Here is a 20,995-nt window from a genome sequence, read left to right on the forward strand (position 1 = left end):
GACCTTAGGTTCTGAAGCCGACTCGTTTGCTTAAGATGTTCGAAAAAATCGAATGACCTTTCGGTTGTCTTGTTTTGGTTCTAGTGTGGTACAATCCGCGCAGTTTTATGTAATGAAAAGAATAGGAAACGCTTTGACTTCGTCACAGCCCACAAAGAAAACATCCGCTGAAGAGCAACCTGCACCAGTAAACGGTGAGAAAAAGGCTCAAGCGAACCATGCTAAAGCGCCTCATGCTCAAATGAACAGTGCGGCATCACTACGCAAGGCACTTCACCAGTGTATGATGCGGGACCGCTTTCGTTTAAGTAAACGTATTTCTGGAGCGAGTAAGATCAAGAAGGACGCGTCTCGTAATGTCGTGTTTGATGAAATCGCTTTAGACATTGCCAAATCGATGATGGAAGCCGAGCAACGCGTTAACTTCCAACCAAAAATCGAATACCCAGAAATCCTGCCGGTTAGCCAGAAGAAAGACGACATCGCTAAGGCGATTGAAGAAAATCAAGTGGTTATTGTCGCAGGTGAAACGGGTTCCGGTAAAACCACTCAGTTGCCGAAAATATGTGCGGAACTTGGCCGCGGCAAATTTGGTCTGATTGGTCATACACAGCCTCGTCGTCTTGCAGCTCGTTCGGTCGCAAACCGCATCGCGGAAGAGATGGAAACCAAACTCGGTGATTTTGTTGGTTACAAGGTTCGATTTAACGATCAAATCTCTGAAAACACGCAAATCAAACTGATGACAGACGGTATTTTGCTGGCCGAGATTCAGCATGACCGTTTCTTGAATCAATACGACACCATCATTATCGATGAAGCGCACGAGCGTAGTCTGAACATCGATTTCATTTTGGGCTATCTGAAAGAACTTCTGCCACGTCGTCCTGATTTAAAAGTCATCATCACGTCGGCGACCATCGACCCAGAACGTTTCTCTAACCACTTCAATAATGCACCAATTATTGAAGTGTCTGGCCGTACGTACCCAGTAGAAACTCGTTACCGCCCACTAAGCGGTGATGAAGACAGCGATCGCGACCAGCTAGAAGGTATCTTCGAAGCGGTTGATGAACTGTGCGATGAAGGTTTGGGCGATATCCTGATCTTTATGAACGGTGAACGTGAAATCCGTGACACTGCAGATGCGCTTTCAAAACGAAACCTGAAAAGTACCGAAATCGTGCCGTTGTATGCACGTCTTTCGGCGGGCGAGCAGAACAAAATTTTCCAACCACACACAGGCCGCCGTATAGTCCTGGCAACCAACGTTGCGGAAACCTCGCTAACCGTTCCGGGCATCAAGTACGTTATCGATCCGGGTACGGCACGTATCAGCCGATACAGTTACCGGACTAAAGTGCAGCGTCTTCCAATTGAGCCAATTTCTCAGGCCAGTGCGAACCAGCGCAAAGGTCGATGTGGTCGTGTGGAAGAGGGTATCTGTATTCGTTTGTACTCTGAGGAAGATTTTGAATCACGTCCAGAGTTTACTGATCCGGAGATTCTGCGTACCAACCTTGCTTCAGTTATCTTGCAGATGACAGCGTTGGGCTTGGGTGATATTCAAGCGTTCCCATTTGTTGAAGCACCAGATAAACGCAATGTCCAAGATGGTGTGCGCCTCTTGGAAGAATTGGGGGCGATTAACGCTGAAGAGAACGACCCGAAAAAGCGTCTTACAAACGTTGGTCGTCAACTTGCCCGTTTGCCGATCGACCCACGACTTGCCCGTATGGTACTCGAAGCACCGAAATATGGCGCGTTGAAAGAAGTGATGATCATCGCAGCGGCATTGTCGATTCAAGACCCGCGTGAGCGTCCGTCAGACAAACAGCAATCGTCGGATGATAAACATCGTCGTTTCTTCCATGAAGAGTCTGACTTCCTGACGTTTGTAAACGTATGGGATTACATCCAGAAGGAACAAAAAGCGCTAACGGGTAACCAGTTCCGTAAACAGTGTAAGCAAGATTACCTGAACTACTTGCGCGTGCGTGAGTGGCAAGACGTCTACTTCCAGATTCACCAATCCATGCGTGAAATGGAATTCAAGCTTAATGATGAGCCAGCTTCTTACCACGGCGTGCACAGTGCGATTTTGGTTGGCCTGTTGTCTCACATCGGTATGAAAGATCAGGAGAAGAATGAATATCAGGGCGCACGCAATGCCCGTTTCCATATCTTCCCGGCATCCGGCTTATTTAAGAAACAGCCTAAGTGGATCATGTCTGCTGAACTGGTGGAAACCTCAAAACTTTGGGGCCGCATCATTGCGAAGATTCAGCCAGAGTGGATTGAACCGCTGGCTAAACATCTCATCAAACGCAGCTACAGCGAGCCGCACTGGTCGAAGAAACGTGCGGCTGTGTTGGCGTACGAAAAAGTGATGCTGTACGGAGTGCCAATCGTTCCTAAACGTCTGGTGAACTACGGTAACATTGACGCTCCAATCAGCCGTGAGATCTTCATCCGTAGTGCGCTGGTAGAAGGTGAGTGGGAAACTAAGCACGCGTTCTTTAAACAAAACCGTAAGCTGCTCGAGGAAGTCGAAGAGCTTGAACACAAATCTCGCCGCCGTGACATCTTGGTGGACGACGATGAGTTGTTTGATTTCTATGACCAGCGTGTCGGTACAGAAGTGGTGTCTGGTAAACATTTTGACACGTGGTGGAAGAAAGCATCGAAAGATAACCCTGAGCTGCTCAACTTTGAAAAAGAAATGCTGTTTAAGGGCGATGCCAGCCACGTTACGGATTTGGATTACCCGAACTTCTGGCACCAAAACGGTCTTAAGCTCAAGCTTAGTTACCAGTTTGAACCAGGTGAAGATAGTGACGGTGTAACAGTACATTTGCCGTTGCCAATCCTAAACCAAGTGGAACAAGCGGGCTTTGACTGGCAGATCCCGGGTCTGCGCCATGAACTGGTCGTGAGCTTGATTAAATCGCTGCCTAAGACGATTCGTAAGAACTTTGTCCCTGCTCCAAACTATGCTGACGCTTTCTTAGCGCGAGTTACGCCGATGGAAGCGCCGCTGCTTGATTCTCTTGAGAAAGAATTACGCCGTATGACGGGTGTGGAAGTGCTGCGTGAAGACTGGAAGTTGGAACAGGTACCTGAGCATTTGAAGGTCACATTCCGCGCGGTTGATCATCGAAATCGCAAGCTGAAGGAAAACAAAGACCTTCATGAACTGAAAGAAAGCTTGAAGGATAAAGTTCAGGAAACACTTTCTAAAGTGGCTGACGATGATATTGAACAGCAAGGTCTGCACACGTGGAGTTTTGGTGAGCTACCGAAAGTGTACCAACAGAAGCGCGGTGGTTACGATGTTAAAGCGTATCCGGCACTTGTCGATACAAAAGACAGCGTTGAAATCAAACTCTACGAAACAGAGTTCGAACAGATTACTGCAATGCGTGCTGGTCAGCGCCGATTAATTTTGTTGAATGTACCGTCGCCGATTAAATATCTGCATGCCAACTTACCGAACAAATCCAAGCTAGGTTTGTACTTCAACCCTTACGGTAAAGTGCTGGATCTGATCGATGACTGTATTGCTTGTGGCGTAGATAAGCTTATCGAAGAGCAGGGCGGCTTGGTTTGGGAACCAGAAAAGTTTGAATCGTTGAAAGAACACGTTCGCGCTGAACTGGGTGACACCGTAGTCGAGATCGCCAAACAGGTTGAAACCATTTTGACGACGGCTTTCAATATCAATAAAAAGCTGAAAGGTAAGATCGACTTTACCATGGCGTTTGCACTGTCAGACATCAAAGCGCAAATTGAAGGGTTGATCTTCAAAGGTTTCGCAACTGAGTGTGGTTGGAAACGTCTTCCAGATATTCTTCGCTACATGCGCGCGATTGAGCGTCGTATGGAGAAACTGCCGATCGATCCAAATAAAGACCGTCTGCACATGCTTAAAATCGAATCTGTGGCCAACGACTACAAAGAGTTACTGAATAAGATTCCGAAGGGAATGGTCATTCCCGAAAGCGTGAAAGAAGTGCGTTGGATGATTGAAGAGCTGCGCGTTAGCTATTTTGCTCAACAATTAGGCACTCCGTATCCGGTTTCTGATAAACGAGTCAAAAATGCGATTGATGCATGTTAGTCAATAAGTACAATCACTTAACTCGTTTTTTATGGTTAGTGCGTTATTGGTACAGTCCTTGCTAACTATTTTATTAGTATCGTTTTGTTAGTTATTGGGAGGCAATTTTTTGCCTCCCTTATATTTGCAGTACCAACGTCTGATTTCACAGGACGTGGGGAATAATAAAGAGTAAAAGGTAAATGATGAAAAAAACTCTATTAGCAGTGGCTCTACTTGGCGCATCTTCAGCGGCAATGGCTGATTCTTGGATTTATGGTGGCGCAACTGTTGGTCAATCTGACTACAAAGGTGAGACTGATACAGCATACTCAGTGCACGTAGGTACAGGTATCCTACCGATCATTGGTATCGAAGCTGGTGTGACTCAACACGGCGAATTTGACATCAACGGTTACGATACCAAGCTGACTTCTTACTACGCAGCACTTAAGCCAAGTATCGATTTTGGTCCACTGCACATTTATGCTAAAGGTGGTATCCACCAGTGGGATAAGGAAGTGAAAGGCGGCAGCGATGATGACGATATCGATCTAATGTACGGCGTGGGCGCTGAATACTTCATTTTTGGTCCACTGTCTGTGGGCGCAAGCTACATGAACTACACAGTGGGTAAAGATGACGTCGATACATTCTCTGTGAATGCATCACTGCACTTTCTATAATTGTCTATTTTTTCAATGAAGAGCGAACACCGGCAACTGCCGGTGTTTTTTTATATTGCATCAGTATGCTCTTCATTCTGAAGTGATGTCACACTACAACAAATTGAATATAACTTATTCATTTTTTGATCTTAAAATCTCCATACTTTCCAATATATAGTGGCTGTTCAGTTACGAGCTAGGAAGCGCGATGTCGCGCAACAATCGAACAGGATGGTTTAACTATGAAAACAAAACTCTCGTTATTAGCTTTGGCGTTGTGTTCAACGTCTGCTTTTGCTGACTCATGGCTATACGCAGGTGGACAAATCGGTCAGTCGGACATCGATGGCGAAAGTGACACAACCTATGGTGTGCACGTTGGTACTGGTATTCTGCCGATTATTGGCATTGAAGCAGGCTACTTTAACCACGGTAAAGTGGGGTTATCTGTGGACGGAAATAAAGGTGACGGCGATTTTGAATCATTCTACCTGGCGGTGAAACCAAGCATCGATTTTGGTCCATTCCACATCTATGCTAAAGGTGGCATTAACGCATTCAATGTCGATTACGAAGGCGCTCTGAGCTCAATCGACAAAGATGACGGTGTATCGTACATGTATGGTGTTGGAGCTGAGTACTTTTTGTTTGATAACCTCTCTGTTGGTGCAAGTTACCAGGCCTTTGGCGTCGATATTGATGGCGACAGCGACTCTTTAGATAGCTTCACTGGTAACGTTACGTTCCATTTCTTATAAAAAATTGCCCCAAATCTCCTTGTTTCAAGAGTTCATTCTTGAATGATGCAAATGGCCGTGCTTTTGGATACGGCCACTTTTATATAGTGGTTAATTTAACGTTGACTCACTGAGTTCCTACTTAAAACAACTGTCATTAAAATAATATTTAGAGTTCGTACTTTACCCCTCGATGCCTAGGATGATAACTCCCATCAAATCTCTTAAAAAATGTAATAAAAGTGGTAATTTTGCATGTAATTGTGATTGATGATAGAATTCATTTCGATTTTATTGATTAGAGTTCAAATTAATGGAGGGCGGGATTGGAGTTCTTCTCAGCTGAGAAGCGTTTCAAATTACGTTAAATTTGTATTTATGGATAACAATTCATTTAAAAAATATAGTATCGAGACTACTGATTATCAGGTAGGGCAGGACAACGTACAAAAGTGGGGATTTGATATACATAATCCCGTGTTCGGCATCAGTGCGGGTCTTATTGTTTTATGTCTAGTGTTACTTCTTTTAGTCGAGCCAGATACAGCTCGTGACGTATTAAACGGTGTTAAAAACGGAATTATCGAACAGTTTGATGCGTTTTTTATGTGGTCCGCTAACTTCTTCGTATTATTTGCTGTGGCTTTACTGTTATCACCTCTTGGTAAAATACGTCTAGGCGGTAAAGACGCAACACCCGATCACTCAAAAGTTTCTTGGCTATCCATGCTGTTTGCCGCAGGTATGGGTATTGGCCTTCTCTTCTGGAGTGTTGCAGAGCCAACCGCATACTTCACAGATTGGTGGGGAACGCCTCTGAACGCTGAACCTTACTCTGAAGAAGCGAAGTCGTTGGCTATGGCTGCAACTATGTACCACTGGGGTATCCATGGCTGGGCTATCTATGCACTAGTAGCTCTTGCTCTTGCGTTCTTTGCCTTCAATAAAGGGCTCCCACTTTCTCTACGATCGGCTTTTTATCCTATTTTTGGTGATCGCGCATGGGGTTGGTTGGGTCATGTCATCGACATACTAGCGGTGTTATCGACGCTTTTTGGTCTGGCTACTTCTTTGGGCTTAGGGGCTCAGCAAGCAACAAGTGGTATTAACCATGTGTTTGGCTTCGATGGGGGTATCGGCACTCAAATGATTGTTATCGCCTTTGTTACCTTTATTGCAGTACTTTCGGTAGTTCGTGGTATTGATGGAGGTGTTAAGGTGCTGAGCAATGTAAACATGTTGGTGGCATTTTCGCTGCTGATCTTCATTACATTCATCAGTTTTGATACCGCATTCAGCTCTATTGTTGATACGACCAAATCGTATATTGAGTACCTCATTCCTTTGAGTAACCCTCACGGTCGTGAGGATGAAGCTTGGATGCAAGGCTGGACGGTATTCTACTGGGCCTGGTGGGTATCTTGGTCACCATTTGTTGGCATGTTTATCGCCCGTGTATCTAAGGGGCGAACAGTAAGAGAATTCATCTTTGCAGTTATTATCATTCCAACCGTTGTGACATTAATCTGGATGGCAATTTTTGGTGGTATCGCACTTGATCAGGTGGTAAACAAAGTAGGTGAACTGGGTACAAATGGTCTTACGGATATTTCACTCACACTATTCCATGTATATGACCAACTGCCATACAGCTCGGCAATCTCGATTTTATCTATCGGGTTGATCCTTGTTTTCTTTGTTACGTCATCGGATTCAGGTTCTCTGGTTATCGACAGTATTACAGCTGGCGGTAAGATCGACGCGCCTGTCCCACAGAGAATTTTTTGGGCTTGTATCGAGGGTGCTATTGCTGCAGTAATGCTATGGGTAGGTGGTAAAGAAGCCTTGCAAGCATTGCAGTCGGGTGTAGTGGCAACAGGCCTGCCATTTACGCTAGTACTTCTCGTGATGTGTGTAAGTCTGGTTAAAGGTTTAAGAACAGAGTTACCTGCGTATAGGCAACAATTGGCCGCGAGCCATTAATGTTGAATGCCGAGCATACCGCTCGGCATTTTTTCTTCTTTTCTTTTTAGAGAATTCGTTTAGAGTTTGAACGTTCTCAACTTCATACCTTTAAAGCATGTCTATCTCCAAACTTATTCTTATTCGTGGTCTTCCCGGTTCTGGTAAAACGACTCTTGCTAAGCAGTTGGTAAAAGAACTCGATGCAAAACATTTTGAAGCAGACATGTACTTTGAAACAGAGAGTGGAGAATACCATTTCAATCCACAGCAACTGCCTCAAGCGCATGAATGGTGTTTCCATCAAGCTCGTAAATGGTTAAACAAAGGCAAAACCGTTATTGTCAGTAATACTTTTGTCCGGCATTGGGAAATGAAACGTTACCTGGATTTCTGTAAAAAGAAGGGAATAGACGTTGAGATTAAAGTGTGTGACGGTGAATATCAGAGCATTCACGGTGTGCCACCAGAGACGATCGAGAAGATGCGTCACCAGTGGCAGGCGTAATACATCTACTTACGAGTAAATTAAACTAGTTGAAACTCAATTCTTTCTGTAACCACGATTTAAATGCGTTGATACGCAGAACTCGTGATGACGAAGGGTCGCTAATCACAGAATATCGGATACCTGGATTCAGCCCGATATCAAAGGGCTTTACTAATAAGCCCCGTTCAACAAAATCTGCGCAAATGCTCTCCGTGGCCAAACATGCTCCGTGTCCGGCGACAACAGCGTTGATTGCCATATCAAAAGTGCTTACTTCCATCCACTGAAGACTTTCTCTTTTTGCGCTAACCTTGGCAGTTCGAAACCATTGCTCCCAACTAAAAGAGGCTGAGTGGAAATCAATTAGCCAACAACGTAGCAGTTGTTCTGGACGAACAAACTGTATTGATTCGGCTAATTGTGGAGAACAATAAGGAAAAATCGCTTCTTCAAATAATGTCTCTTGCTCCAAATCAAGATGTTCAACGCTTTCAGACCCTTGCCAAATGAGTACATCAGTTTCGGTATGACGGATATCAATCTCTTTAACAGTTTGTACTCGAATTGGAACATGCGGGTATTCCATCGTAAATTTCCACAATCTTGGCATCAACCAGCGCGTCGAAAATGAGCGAGGGGCACTCACATTTAGCACGCCTTCCAGTGGTTCATTTTGGATGCGATTTAGCCCGGTTATGATGTTTTTAAAACCATCATTAACGTGGCTTTGGAGTATTTGTCCTTTGTCGGTCAGGTGCATTTCACGTCCGCGGCGAATAAACAATTTGCATCCTAAGCGTTCTTCAAGCTGTCGTAACTTTTGGCTGATTGCAGCTTGAGTCACATGTAGCTCTTCCGCTGCTTTACTGTAACTTTTTAGTCGAGAAGCAGATTCGAAGTAGCGGAGTGCGGAAAGATAGCGAAGTCGATTGTCCATAAGCTGAGATTATAGTACCTGTTATAAATGGTTGTTCGTATTGTCTCATTACTGTCTTGATAATAACTGTATCTAATATGAAATCAAGGCATGAGCAATGTTGATATTTAAACAAGCTAAGAAGTTATTATCTTTTAACTTTATGAAAGTTCTTATTTTTAAGATGAGACTTTATAGAAGTCGAAACGATGTCAGTACTATGAATACTCATCTCAAAAAAGATATTGGGCTTCATCCGGAAGGGGGAGAACGCAATCATTTCCAAAAATTTTTATAAGTAGTACTAATGGAGATCTTGGCTTGCAAAACAATTTGCATTAGAAGGTTACAGACTGAGATTCATGCCTAAACAATCATTACGGTACTTGCTTGGTATCTATCTTGTTTATTGAATTACTTCATCTAAAACCTGATAAACCAACTTATTCTCTCGGTACATACTTTCCATCAAAGCTATTGAGTAAACATGAATGTTTCGAGGTGTAATATGGATGCTTTTTAATTGAGTACCATCAGACACGTGACGGAAAAGTGTAATGTGTGGAATGAAACTTCTCGATTCGGTAACGAAATTTTGCATTAACAACGCGGTTTTGAGCTCACTTTGTAATCTCATTAGTGCACGATTATTTGCTAACCCCATCCAGAGCAAATGGCTTCGTTTTTGATGAAATGAACCTAAACGATCAATACGTAAGGTGTCACAGCCTGATTTCAGCTGGTGTAGGATATCAATTAATGTTTGCTTTTCTTGTTCTGTGCATTCACCAATAAAGGTTAACGTGAGATGAAAGTTTTCTTTGCGAGTATTATGGCCTTCCATACCATTTTTACGAACGAGATCCTGATAAGCCGCCAAATCGTTTTTGGTCGAATCATCAAATGTCAGTGCAAAAAACAACCTCATCACAACTCCTCGTCACAAATAGGTTCATACAATATATGTCTCTGAGCGAGAGAAATAATTTATCTTTAGTGGGAGTGACTGCTAGTCAACAGAGGCTAACCACTCTTATCAACATTTTAGTATTAACCCATCCCGACAGTTGAGTAAAAAGCCCACTTTATTCAGCCGTTAGCTTTGATTGTTGTTTTTTACAAAGCTCTCGCTCATACATATCTCCTGAATCTAAAAGCCATTCTCAAGTGCCTAGCTCACTTTTTATGGGCCTATGGTTAGGAAAAAATAACTCAGTTCAAGCGTTGGATTAAAGTTGCAATCCATTACTTGCAATAATTGTGGTGGGTGCATATTTCGGAGCATTCCGATCAGGCATTTCGGGATTATCCGATCACCCATTTCGGTTTAAACCGATCACTGATTCCGCGATTATCCGATCACTTTTAGCCTAACTCCGAAATCGGTGATCGGAATAGCGAAAACCGCGATCGGAATACCCGAAATCCTTCCTTTTTCTCTTTTAAATCAATAACTCGCTATTCTTTACTTCTTAAACAAGAACGTAAGGAAGCGACAATGGCCAAAAAGAGAACTCCAATGAACAAAATTAAAGAGGTATTACGCCTTAAGTACGACTGCGGTCTCTCCAATCGTGGTATCGCTTCTTGTCTGAAACTCGGCCCGTCCACCATATCGGAACTCCTTACTCGCTTTAAACAAAGCCAACTTGGCTGGCCTCTACCCGAAAGTTGCAGCGATGCTGATCTCACGCAAGCGCTGTATCACGGCAAGAAAGCCAGTCGCGATAAAGTCATGCCAGACTTCACTCAATACGCTGTTGAACTTAGACGTAAAGGCATGACGAAGATGCTGCTCTGGCAGGAATATCATGAGCAATATCAAGAGCAAGCTTACGCTTACACTCAGTTCTGCGAGCACTTCACTCGCTGGTTCAAAACCCAAAAGCGCAGCATGCGCCAGCTTCATGTTGCGGGTGATAAGCTGTTTATCGACTACTGTGGGCCGAGGCTTCAGGTGGTCAACCCTGACACAGGAGAAGTGCGTGAAGTGGAAGTGTTCGTCGCGACCTTAGGCGCGTCCAATTACACCTATGTTGAAGCCTTCCCGAGCCAAGGTAAGTCCTACTGGTTAGAGGCGCATGCTAATGCGTTCGAACACTTCGGTGGTGTACCACAGCTCTTGGTTCCCGATAATCTACGTAGCGCGGTCACCAAAGCCAATCGTTATGAGCCGAGACTTAACGACAGCTATCAAAAACTAGCTAATCACTATCAAACCGCAGTGATGCCTGCTCGCCCTTACAAACCGAAAGACAAAGCCAAGGCAGAGAATGCCGTGCTCCTAGTGGAACGCTGGATCATGATGCGGCTGCGACACCAAACCTTCCATACCTTCAAGGCGCTGAATCTCGCTATCCGAGAACTCATGAATGAGTTAAACCAACGTGAGATGAAGCAGTATGGCGCGAGTCGTCAATCACTGTTCGACAAACTCGATAAGCCTGCGTTAAAGCCCCTCCCCAAACAGCGTTACCTGTATACCGAAACCAAACGAGCTAAGGTTGGGCCTGACTATCACATCGAATATCGCCGCCACTACTACTCGGTGCCACATCAACTTGTTGGTCACCATGTCGAGCTGGAAGCCTCCAACCGTCTGGTGCAGATCTACCATCAAGGTAACTTGGTAGCCCAGCATCCACGCAGTCAAAGAGAGCGCGGAAACAGCACCCAACCAGAGCACATGCCGAGTAATCATCAACATCAGAAGTGGTCGCCTGGACGCCTGCTCAACTGGGGAGCCAATATCGGCCCAGCCACACGAGAAGTCGTCAATAAGATGCTCAACTCCAAGCCTCATCCAGAGCAGTCTTATCGCTCCTGCCTTGGGCTGCTCAATCTGAGTAAAGCGCATGGCGAATCGCGCTTAGAGCAAGCCTGTAAAGATGCGCTGATGCTGACAAAACCGAACTACACCTTCATCAACAATCTGCTGAAGAACAATCGTGAAGGACAACTGAGCAAAGACAACACGAGCACGCCGAACCTTGTTCACAGCAATGTTCGTGGCCCGAACTGTTATCACTAGGAGAAAGGATATGAACGCACTGAACGACCAACTCAAAACCCTCCGCTTGAGCCATGCGGCGAAAGCGTTAGAGCAGCAACAAGAGCAACTGACGACCTACGCAGAGCTGGACTTCGAGGAAAGGTTAAGCCTGCTTCTGGAAAGTGAAATATTGAATCGCAATCAGACCAAAATCCAACGCTTAAAACGACAAGCCAAGATGAGAGTAGATGCTCAGCCGAGCCAACTCATCTACAAGGAGGGACGAAACCTCAACCGCAAGCAGATGAGCGAACTTCTAACGGGTGGCTATCTGCACAAGCACCAGAACATCTTGATCACAGGCCCAACAGGAGCAGGTAAAACGTATCTTGGCTGCGCACTGGCAACCAGCGCCTGCGACCAACAACAAACGGTCAGATACTACCGATTAACTCGCTTACTTGATGATCTGACCGCAGGGCGTCTGGATGGTAGCTATCAAAAGCAACTTCAATCGTTGGCTAAGAAAGCTCTACTGATCTTCGACGACTGGGGGATGGAAAAACTGACTCAAGAGCATGCAGGTCACTTGTTAGAAGTGCTTGAAGACCGCTACCAAAACAGCAGCACAATCGTCATCAGTCAACTACCCGTAAAGGAGTGGTACAACATGATCGGTAACGCCACCGTCGCTGACGCTCTAATGGATCGGCTGGTACACAATAGTCATCGAATAGAACTGGGAGGTGAGTCGATGAGAAAACTGGCGCAATCCGATCACTTAGAGTAAAAATAGGAAGAGAGAAAAACGGCAGGCTCAGGTGATCGGAATAAACCGAAACGAGCGATCGCAATCACCGAAATACGCAGGTGGGTCGAAGAATAACTACTGATAAATAGGTTATCGAGGAAAGTTACGCTTCAATGTAGACGGTTTTTTGTACAAGGTTTACTTCCATGCCCGTAAAAATGACATTGATCGCTCTCGTCGTTATGACATCCACGCAACCTTATGCGGAATCGTCTTTAACACCATTTGTCTCTCTGGCAGAAACTTATCAAGACGGGATTGATGTGTCCGAGTACTGGTACAGTGAAAAACTGGATGGTATTCGTGCATATTGGACAGGGGAACACCTCGTAACTCGCAACGGAAACCGAATTTACGCACCAGACTGGTTTACTGATCCACTTCCTGATTACCCTTTAGATGGAGAACTATGGGCCGGGCGCGGTAATTTTCATCTGGTACAACAAACGGTTTTGGATAAAACGCCAGTAGACAACGCGTGGAAAAAAATAGACTTTATGTTGTTCGACATGCCTTATTCTGCGGGCGACTATCGCAAGCGATATTACAATATCCAGAATTTGGTGTTCGAAATAGATAAGCAACACATCAAATATGTCGAGCACAAGACAATTCAGAACGAGGCACACTTATTTAGCCAATTAGACAAGATTTCACTTTCTGATGGAGAAGGTGTGATGCTCAGAAAAGTATCAAGTCGTTATCAGGCGGGTCGTGGTAGTGATTTACTCAAACTGAAGCGTTATGAAGATACTGAAGCGCAAGTGATTGGTCATAAACCTGGTACTGGACGGTTGCTAGGTATGATGGGCGCATTATTAGTGCGTATGCCTGATGGTACAGAGTTTTACATCGGCAGCGGATTCACGGACGAGGTACGCCGTACTCCACCAAAACTCGGCACGACGATCACGTTTAGATATAACGGATACACCAACACCGGGATACCTAAATTCGCCCGATTCTTACGCGAGCGTATCAAGGAGTAGTTTTATACCAATCGTAGTAAATAACTGGTCATTCTCGCATGCTAAAAAACTCGATAACTGCGTTGGATTTTTCGTTTATAAAGAAAGTTGATTGTAGAATAACTACTTATCGAAAATTTAACTCTTGCTCTCAAACATTATTCCTGCGTTTTTTCTGTTCACATTATTTAATGTGATTGGTATTACCTACTGTTACGCCGCAACGTTTAAAAAGACCCTGCCAGAACTTCACGTGTTCAAGGGTCTCTTTTCTGAACGTTGCGTGTGCTTTAGATAGTCCGTAGATCTCGCCATGAAGAGCCATTCTTTTTTCAACAAGTTCAATGCCACTATTTAGGCGTTGATAGGTGCTGTCTAAATACGTCAAATATGGCTGTACTTCGGCTACATAGATTGATTGAAACACATTGTTCAAATAACGAAACTGCGTGGTATCTCGGTTTTTGCCACAAAGTATTTTTCTTTGATTTGATTCAAGCAATCGAGTTGTTTCATTTAGCCATTGCGTTGTATTGGTGAGGGAATAGTAAAGTCGCCCTATTAAACGAGATTTCTCGATGTCCTCCTGGTACGACACTAAACTAGCTGCGGGTAGGCGAGAGATTGCTTTGTAAGGCGTGTCATAAATTTCACTCAGAATATTGAAAGCGTCACTAACCCGTGCAATTTGGTTTTTGTTATCGACGGATAACCAGTCAGAAGCGGTTAGCTGCTTTTGCATCGCATCACTTGTCAGTAGCAAGTTATCAAGATGAGTATGAAGGTGATTCCATTTTTGTAAGTATAACGATTCTAACTTTGCTCGCTCTTCGCCGCTAAGCGGATATTCGGTCAGGCAGGCGTTTAATGTCCTGAGTAACGATGTTTGATAATCAAGATCATGGAAGGCATCCTGAACTTTCCCAAGTTGCGAGTTTTTATCTGCCAATAGGTTAAATAAACCACATTGACGAAGTCGATAGCTTTCAAGAAGCCCTAGCGAAAGTCTTGGCAGTGACTGAAATAAATCTCTTCGGGAAGGTATTGAGATAGCAGACTTAGGGGCTATTTCTAAGGTCGAAACATCCAGTACATTTGCTAAACGTTGATGATATTTATCCAACAGGGCTTGCTCAGGATTGAAGTACTCACTACAACCTGAGAGCAAGAATATTGAGAACAAAGATATGAGTCGCACAGCGTACCTTTATGTGTAATCCGAATCCAAAGACTGTATGTGGTAGTGTATAATACCAATCGTAGTAAATAACTGGTCATTCTAGCTTGTTAAAATACTCGATAACGGCGTTAAAATTTTTGATTGTAGAATAACTACTTATCGAAAAATTTTGCCTTGTTCTCAAGCATTTTTCCTACGCTATTTCTGATCACTTACTTACTGTGATTGGTATAAAAGTATACCTGACCTCGGATTGGTTCGATCAAAAAAGCCAGCGATTTGCTGGCTCTGAGTATGATTGATTAATGGACGGAAAAGTTTAATTGAACTTCGGGTTTCTGGTGGTGCATCCAGCGAAGTCTGACCCCCAATAGAAGGGCCGCAGAGGATAACCCGATAATAAATCCGATCCAGAATCCTTGAGCTCCCATTGGTTCTACGATCCAGTCTGTACGCCCAAGCACATAACCCATTGGTAAACCGAAAATCCAATAAGCGATGAAGGTCCTGTTAAAGATAGCACGCATATCTTTATAACCACGCAAAGCACCAGCGGCGATAACCTGAATGGCATCAGTAAACTGATAAATGGCAGCCAGCACAAGTAGTTGCATTGCTAGAGTGATAACTTCTGCGTTGCTGGTATACAGCTCTGCAATTGACTCACGAAACACAACAGTAAAAAGGGCGGTTACAACAGTTAAGGCTGTTCCTACCATAATGCCTACACGCGATGCGATACGGGCGCCTTCAACACTTTGTTCACCAAGCTTATGACCCACTCGAATACTTACTGCAGCGCCAATACTCATTGGTAGCATAAACACCATACTTGAGAAGTTGATCGCAACTTGGTGTGCAGCAACGATTAATGGGCCTAATGGAGACACCATTAATGCAACGACAGCGAATAACGTGACTTCGAAAAATAGTGCCGCAGCGACAGGAAAACCAAGCTTAAATAAACGAATTTGCGCTTTCAACTGTGGACGATGAAACTCACCGAAAATATTTATGTTTTTTAAACGAGGAGAGGTTACGACATAAAACAGAAGCAGTGCAAACATGATCCAATAAACAATGGTCGTCGCAACTCCACAACCAACGCCACCTAATGCTGGTGCACCAAATTTTCCGTAAACGAAAATCCAGTTAAGTGGAATATTCAGTACCAAACCGATAAAACCTATCACCATAGCTGGCTTAGTCAGAGACATGCCATCAGTAAAGCTTCTTAACGTCTGAAATAAAAGAAAAGCAGGTACTGCTAAGATCACCGCATGAATATAGCCAATGGTTTTTTCTGCCATCAGAGCTTCTACATTCATTAGCCCAAGAATAAACTGGGTTTGCAACAGTACTGCAATTATAGGAATACTGATCAGCAAAGCCAAGACGACACCTTGCTGGATTTCAAATGGTATTTTTACGCGTCGTCCAGAACCATTAAGCTGTGCTACCACTGGAACTAATGCCATTAACAACCCAATACCAAACAGGATTGATGGAAGCCAGATACTTGAAGCGACAGAGACCGCTGCCATGTCGGTAGCACTTACACCACCTGCCATAACAGTATCAACAAACCCCATTCCTGTTTGAGCAACAGAAGCGATTAATACAGGGGTTGCCAATTTTATAAGACTCGATGCTTCTTCTTTATAGTGCTGCACGAAAAACTCCACGACGGAAAGGAAATTGAAAGATTTGGAGCGCTCGAGAACAAAAGATGTGACGGGGTGACCTAGTGGTTGATTTTACCCACGATAAGGTGAAAAAATGTCTCAGAGAATCTCCGCGCAAATGATAAACAATTGTATGGTCATATGCCATACCTATAACTAGCTAATATCTCGCAAGCGGCATAACCCAACCTCTCTCTAATGGTGTTTAGTAGAGTTCAAACGAGTAGGTAAGAAAAATGTTTACTGGAATAGTACAGGGCACGGCAAAGGTCGTGAAGATTGAGAAGAAAGAACGTTTTCAGACCCATGTAATCGAGTTACCAGGGGAGCTTCTTAGCAGATTAGAGATCGGAGCTTCGGTTGCACATAATGGTTGTTGTTTGACTGTGACGAAAATCGAAGGGAATCAAATTAGCTTCGATTTAATGCAGGCAACATTAGCTCTAACCAATTTGGGCGCGTTGAAAGAAGGGGATAGAGTAAACATTGAACGTGCCGCTAAATTTGGTGATGAAATCGGTGGTCACAGTATGTCTGGCCATATTAGTTTAATGGCGACAATCACGGATGTCATAGATACACCAAACAACCGTACAATTTGGTTTGAGTTACCGAAAGAGCCGATGAAATATGTACTGGCTAAAGGGTACGTAGGCATCGATGGGTGCTCACTTACCATTGGTGAAGTAGAAGATAACCGCTTTTCAGTGCATCTCATTCCTGAAACGCTACAAAGAACGCTGTTTGGTGAAAGAACTAAGGGAGATCGAGTAAATATTGAATTCGATCCACAGACACAAGCAATAGTCGATACAGTAGAACGTGTATTGGCGGCGAAACAAATCTAATAGAAGTGTCAAGGTACAGCCATCGATAATAAAAAAGGAGCGTGATTGCTCCTTTTTTATTCTTAACTCATTATTCGTAATTGTCGTCTATGTAAAGCTCTACCTTGTCATTAAGTTCATCGACATGCATGTTTAGATGAATAGCGTGACAACATGCAGGGCAATCATCATAAAACTCTTGATCGCCATTACTTGCATCTAAGGTGATTCCAATGGAGTGCCCACAATGCGGACACTTAACATGCCTTTCAGTATAGTTTTTCATACAACAACTCCTAGTATTGCAGGGCTTTTAAAATATTATAATTGAAGAAGCACAGCCCCATCACTTATTTGTCTCAAGGGAGGAGAGACATAATCTAAGTAGATATTAGGTAGATTTGTTGCTAATTGAGTCGAAATAAGTACAAAACTTGACCCCAAACTCAACCTTGAATCTGGGGTCAACAATGAGAGTGATATGACTCGAACATTTACATAATGTAATGATTTAACAGTTCTAAATCAGACCGAAATGATCTGGTTTATAGTTAGTTGAGCTTGCTCCAAATAATGGCCACCAAACAGATTGCAGTGGTTAAGGATGTGATAAAGATTATAAATCTCCTTACGCTCGTGATAGCCAGGTGAAAGTGGCATAACTGACTCATATCCTTGGTAAAACTCTGGTCTGAACCCACCGAAAAGCTCCGTCATTGCAATGTCGCATTCTCTGTCTCCCCAGTAGCAAGCTGGGTCAAAGCAAATTGGCCCTACGGGGGTTAATGCAACATTCCCGTTCCATAAGTCACCGTGTAATAACGAGGGTTTCGGTGTGTGATTAGACAAAAGCTGTTTCACGACGTTAACAAAGTCCTCGATATCGACCAAAGTAACGCCTTTTTCTTTCAGTAGTTGTAATTGCCATCCGATTCGCTGTTCTGCAAAGAACATGCACCACTTTTTATGCCATTGATTGGGTTGTAGCGTCGAACCTAAGTAATTATCGGTATCAAACCCAAACTCTTTCTGCTCACCCCACTGGTGTAATTGAGCCAGTTGTTGACCGAACAAAAAGCTATTTTGGGCGTCTTCTAATTGTTTTGTCGGTAGGTAATTCAGAATAAGAAAAGAGGTATTTTTGGTTGTGCCAACCAAAACTACTTCAGGAACAAAAATAGTGGAAGTTTCGCGTAACAAATGCAAACTTTCTGCTTCAACTTCAAACTTAGACAAAAATTCACGGTCGTTAATCTTTACGAAATAACGTTGTTCGCCGTCGTTGATCATATAGCTTTCACTGATATCTCCACCGGAAAGTCTAACTTTTTCGATGATTTGATATTCGAATAACAACGTATCAGAAAGCTGTTGCGATATCGCTTGCCACATACAAAACCTCGCTAAACTGTTTTCCCACCAATAGTTTAGGATAACTGACGAAAAATTGGCGCGGAGCAGTGCATACTTCGTAAATAAACTGACTATAAGTAAGAGTAAATTTGCATAACTGTGAATCAAATCGCTTATAAGTCTATGATTTTTATGCCTAGCATATGGAGATATGTCCACACAACATGTATTATTATTTTTTTAGACTTTAGTTCCATTGACGGCATGAAAATACTGATTTGTGATGACTCGGCAATTGCGAGAAAACTGATAATACGAACCATCGTACAGAGTACATCATTGCAGCTTATTGAAGCCCAAGATGGGTATGAAGCGCTAAGAATTCTTGAGGAGCAGAATATTGACATTTTGTTTCTCGATTTGACGATGCCAATTATGGATGGTTTTGAGGTGCTAAAGTCTTTACCCGTTAGCAGCTATCAAACTCAAATTGTCATTATTTCTGGTGACGTTCAGCAAGAGGCTAAACAGCGTTGCATTGAACTGGGTGCCCTGGCATTTATTGCGAAACCATTATCTGAAGATCAAGTTGTACCACTGTATAAACAGTTAGGGCTTCAATATGCCTTTAAACCAGTCGTAGACTTAAGCCCAGAACAACAAGTTATCGATGAGCTATCTTCACTAGCAAAATTTCGCGAAGTGGCGAATGTTGCGTTGGGGAAAGGGGCGGCAATTATGGCAGACCATTTGCGCGAGTTCATACAGTTGCCAGTTCCTCACGTTGGCCCCTTGTCATATGGAGAGCTTCATATGACGCTAGTTGATGTGATTGGACGAGACGGTTCAGTCGCAGTTGCACAACGATTTGTTGGGGGAGGTATTCACGGAGAAGCGTTAGTTTGTCTGAGAGGAAAAGACATCAATCAGATTGGGGAAAGGTTAGGCTACCATTTAGAGTTCACGGCACATAACGAAGTGATTCTAAACGTCTCCAACTTATTGGTTTCTTCTTTCTTAACATCTCTTGGTAGTCAACTTGATAAGCAGTTCTCTCTTCGCCAACCAGGTATCATAGATACTCTGCCAGTTTATAATGACGACCAAGGGAAAAGAGGGGAGCTCTTTACCATTGAATATACCTACATGGCGGAAGAACTCGACTTCGAATGCGAAGTGTTATTTTTGGTGGACAAGCCATCAGTAGAAATCATATATGAAATCATGGAGTTAATCTGATGCCCGAAATTACGCTGGATATAGCTGACTTTCATTGGGTCACTCAGATACTAGATACAATGGATTCTGGCCTCATTGTGCTCGACGATCAGTATAAAGTCTGTGTATGGAACAGCTTTATGCAGTCATACAGCGGCATACTGTCCCAAGATATTCTAGGTGAGTACTTATTCGACCACTTCGAAGACCTGCCTCGAGCCTGGCTTGAGACGAAATTAAAAACATCAGCCGATTTGGAAACGCGTTCTTTTTCTAGCTGGGAAAACCGCCCATTTCTTTTCAAATTTAATAATTTTTCCCCTGTATCAAACAGCAGCGATTTCATGTATCAGGATATTGTTATCACGCCACTACGTTCTTTATCCGGAGAAGTCGGTCATATCGCGATCCAAATAAATGATGTATCTGAAACGGCACGAAATCGGATTCATCTAAAAGAGACTAATCAACATCTTTCGGAAATCAGTCGTAAAGATGGGCTAACAGGCTTGTTTAATCGTGCCTATTGGGAACAATCACTTAAAGACGAGTTTGCCCATTTAAAATTATTCGACGGGCCAAGTTCACTGGTTATTTTCGATATCGACCACTTCAAACAAGTCAATGACACCTATGGCCATCCTGTGGGGGATGAAGTGATTCGTCGTACATCGAGTTTGCTTCGAAAAACAGCCCGAAGCAGCGATATTTGTGGTCGTTTTGGAGGTGAAGAGTTTACCGTATTGCTACCGAATACGAATCAGGAGCAAGCGAGTTATTTTGCGGAGCGTTTACGCAAACGGATAGAGCAAGAAATTGTTAAAGTCGAAGATTTTTTAATTAACTACACCATCAGTATTGGTGTCTGCGAATATAAACCTACTTTTAACAGCCATACACAATGGTTAAAAAGCGCTGATGCTGCGTTATATTGCGCCAAAGAAAAAGGCAGAAATAAAACCTGTGTTTACGAAAACCTATTAGATTGCGTACGAGAATCATCTAGTTGATTAAAAACCATCCAGCTAATTAATAAACTCTCATTAATATGAATTAAGTTAGTGAATTTTTCTCGCCATGTCTTACTAT

17 protein-coding genes are annotated in these 20,995 nt (G+C 43.4%); 11 read left to right on the plus strand and 6 right to left on the minus strand.

What is annotated here, in order from left to right:
* The first annotated feature begins 133 nt into the window (after positions 1-133).
* The 5 genes from hrpA to WJM94_RS02100 all read left to right on the plus strand — a co-directional run bounded on the left by hrpA (position 134) and on the right by WJM94_RS02100 (position 7,974).
* Entirely contained in the window at positions 134-4,120 is a 3,987-nt protein-coding gene (hrpA, locus tag WJM94_RS02080; RefSeq protein ID WP_444492583.1) for an ATP-dependent RNA helicase HrpA, read from the plus strand.
* 185 nt (positions 4,121-4,305) lie between these two features.
* Positions 4,306-4,785: a porin family protein gene (locus tag WJM94_RS02085; RefSeq protein WP_444492994.1), complete on the plus strand. Its 480-nt coding sequence runs from the start codon at positions 4,306-4,308 to the stop codon at positions 4,783-4,785.
* 224 nt (positions 4,786-5,009) lie between these two features.
* Positions 5,010-5,525, plus strand: a complete 516-nt coding sequence (locus WJM94_RS02090; protein ID WP_444492584.1) for an outer membrane beta-barrel protein — start codon at positions 5,010-5,012, stop codon at positions 5,523-5,525.
* A gap of 357 nt (positions 5,526-5,882) precedes the next feature.
* Positions 5,883-7,487: a BCCT family transporter gene (locus WJM94_RS02095; RefSeq protein WP_444492585.1), complete on the plus strand. Its 1,605-nt coding sequence runs from the start codon at positions 5,883-5,885 to the stop codon at positions 7,485-7,487.
* 97 nt (positions 7,488-7,584) lie between these two features.
* Entirely contained in the window at positions 7,585-7,974 is a 390-nt protein-coding gene (locus tag WJM94_RS02100; protein ID WP_444492586.1) for an ATP-binding protein, read from the plus strand.
* A 25-nt stretch (positions 7,975-7,999) separates the two neighbouring features.
* On the opposite strand, the gene WJM94_RS02105 is transcribed toward WJM94_RS02100, so the two are convergent.
* A complete protein-coding gene (locus tag WJM94_RS02105) occupies positions 8,000-8,893 on the minus strand; it encodes a LysR substrate-binding domain-containing protein (RefSeq protein WP_444492587.1) in 894 nt (297 codons plus the stop codon).
* A 385-nt stretch (positions 8,894-9,278) separates the two neighbouring features.
* Complete coding sequence (gene thpR, locus WJM94_RS02110; RefSeq protein WP_444492588.1) at positions 9,279-9,800, minus strand: RNA 2',3'-cyclic phosphodiesterase; 522 nt, start codon at positions 9,798-9,800, stop codon at positions 9,279-9,281.
* Positions 9,801-10,370: 570 nt separating this feature from the next.
* Between thpR and istA the strand changes: the two genes are divergently transcribed.
* From istA to WJM94_RS02125, 3 genes are all read left to right on the plus strand, one after another.
* On the plus strand, positions 10,371-11,903 hold the full coding sequence (istA, locus tag WJM94_RS02115) for an IS21 family transposase (protein WP_444492589.1): 1,533 nt from the start codon (positions 10,371-10,373) through the stop codon (positions 11,901-11,903).
* Between the two features lie 10 nt (positions 11,904-11,913).
* The gene (gene istB, locus WJM94_RS02120; RefSeq protein WP_444492590.1) at positions 11,914-12,654 is read left to right on the plus strand and encodes an IS21-like element ISVch3 family helper ATPase IstB; all 741 of its coding nucleotides are present in this window, start codon (positions 11,914-11,916) and stop codon (positions 12,652-12,654) included.
* Between the two features lie 167 nt (positions 12,655-12,821).
* Positions 12,822-13,664 (plus strand): DNA ligase, encoded by an 843-nt coding sequence (locus tag WJM94_RS02125; protein ID WP_444492591.1) that lies wholly within the window; start codon positions 12,822-12,824, stop codon positions 13,662-13,664.
* 163 nt (positions 13,665-13,827) lie between these two features.
* Here WJM94_RS02125 and WJM94_RS02130 read toward each other — a convergent pair whose 3' ends face one another.
* Together WJM94_RS02130 and WJM94_RS02135 are read right to left on the minus strand one after the other, a co-directional pair.
* Positions 13,828-14,841 carry a DUF3080 domain-containing protein gene (locus WJM94_RS02130; protein WP_444492592.1) on the minus strand — a complete coding sequence of 338 codons (1,014 nt, stop codon included), beginning with the start codon at positions 14,839-14,841 and terminating at the stop codon, positions 13,828-13,830.
* Between the two features lie 284 nt (positions 14,842-15,125).
* Positions 15,126-16,496, minus strand: coding sequence for an MATE family efflux transporter (locus WJM94_RS02135; protein WP_444492593.1), 1,371 nt, complete (start codon positions 16,494-16,496; stop codon positions 15,126-15,128).
* 248 nt (positions 16,497-16,744) lie between these two features.
* Between WJM94_RS02135 and WJM94_RS02140 the strand changes: the two genes are divergently transcribed.
* Positions 16,745-17,356 (plus strand): riboflavin synthase subunit alpha, encoded by a 612-nt coding sequence (locus tag WJM94_RS02140; RefSeq protein WP_444492594.1) that lies wholly within the window; start codon positions 16,745-16,747, stop codon positions 17,354-17,356.
* Positions 17,357-17,426: 70 nt separating this feature from the next.
* Here WJM94_RS02140 and WJM94_RS02145 read toward each other — a convergent pair whose 3' ends face one another.
* Positions 17,427-17,621, minus strand: a complete 195-nt coding sequence (locus WJM94_RS02145) for a CPXCG motif-containing cysteine-rich protein (protein WP_444492595.1) — start codon at positions 17,619-17,621, stop codon at positions 17,427-17,429.
* Positions 17,622-17,860: 239 nt separating this feature from the next.
* Complete coding sequence (locus WJM94_RS02150) at positions 17,861-18,727, minus strand: fructosamine kinase family protein (protein ID WP_444492596.1); 867 nt, start codon at positions 18,725-18,727, stop codon at positions 17,861-17,863.
* Between the two features lie 225 nt (positions 18,728-18,952).
* Between WJM94_RS02150 and WJM94_RS02155 the strand changes: the two genes are divergently transcribed.
* Positions 18,953-19,927 (plus strand): response regulator, encoded by a 975-nt coding sequence (locus WJM94_RS02155; RefSeq protein ID WP_444492597.1) that lies wholly within the window; start codon positions 18,953-18,955, stop codon positions 19,925-19,927.
* On the plus strand, positions 19,927-20,916 hold the full coding sequence (locus WJM94_RS02160; RefSeq protein WP_444492598.1) for a diguanylate cyclase: 990 nt from the start codon (positions 19,927-19,929) through the stop codon (positions 20,914-20,916). Before WJM94_RS02155 ends, WJM94_RS02160 begins: the two co-directional genes overlap by 1 nt.
* Positions 20,917-20,995: the final 79 nt, after the last annotated feature.

It is taken from the genome of Vibrio sp. YIC-376 (genome assembly GCF_052353105.1).
In the GTDB taxonomy this organism is placed as follows: Bacteria; Pseudomonadota; Gammaproteobacteria; order Enterobacterales; family Vibrionaceae; genus Vibrio.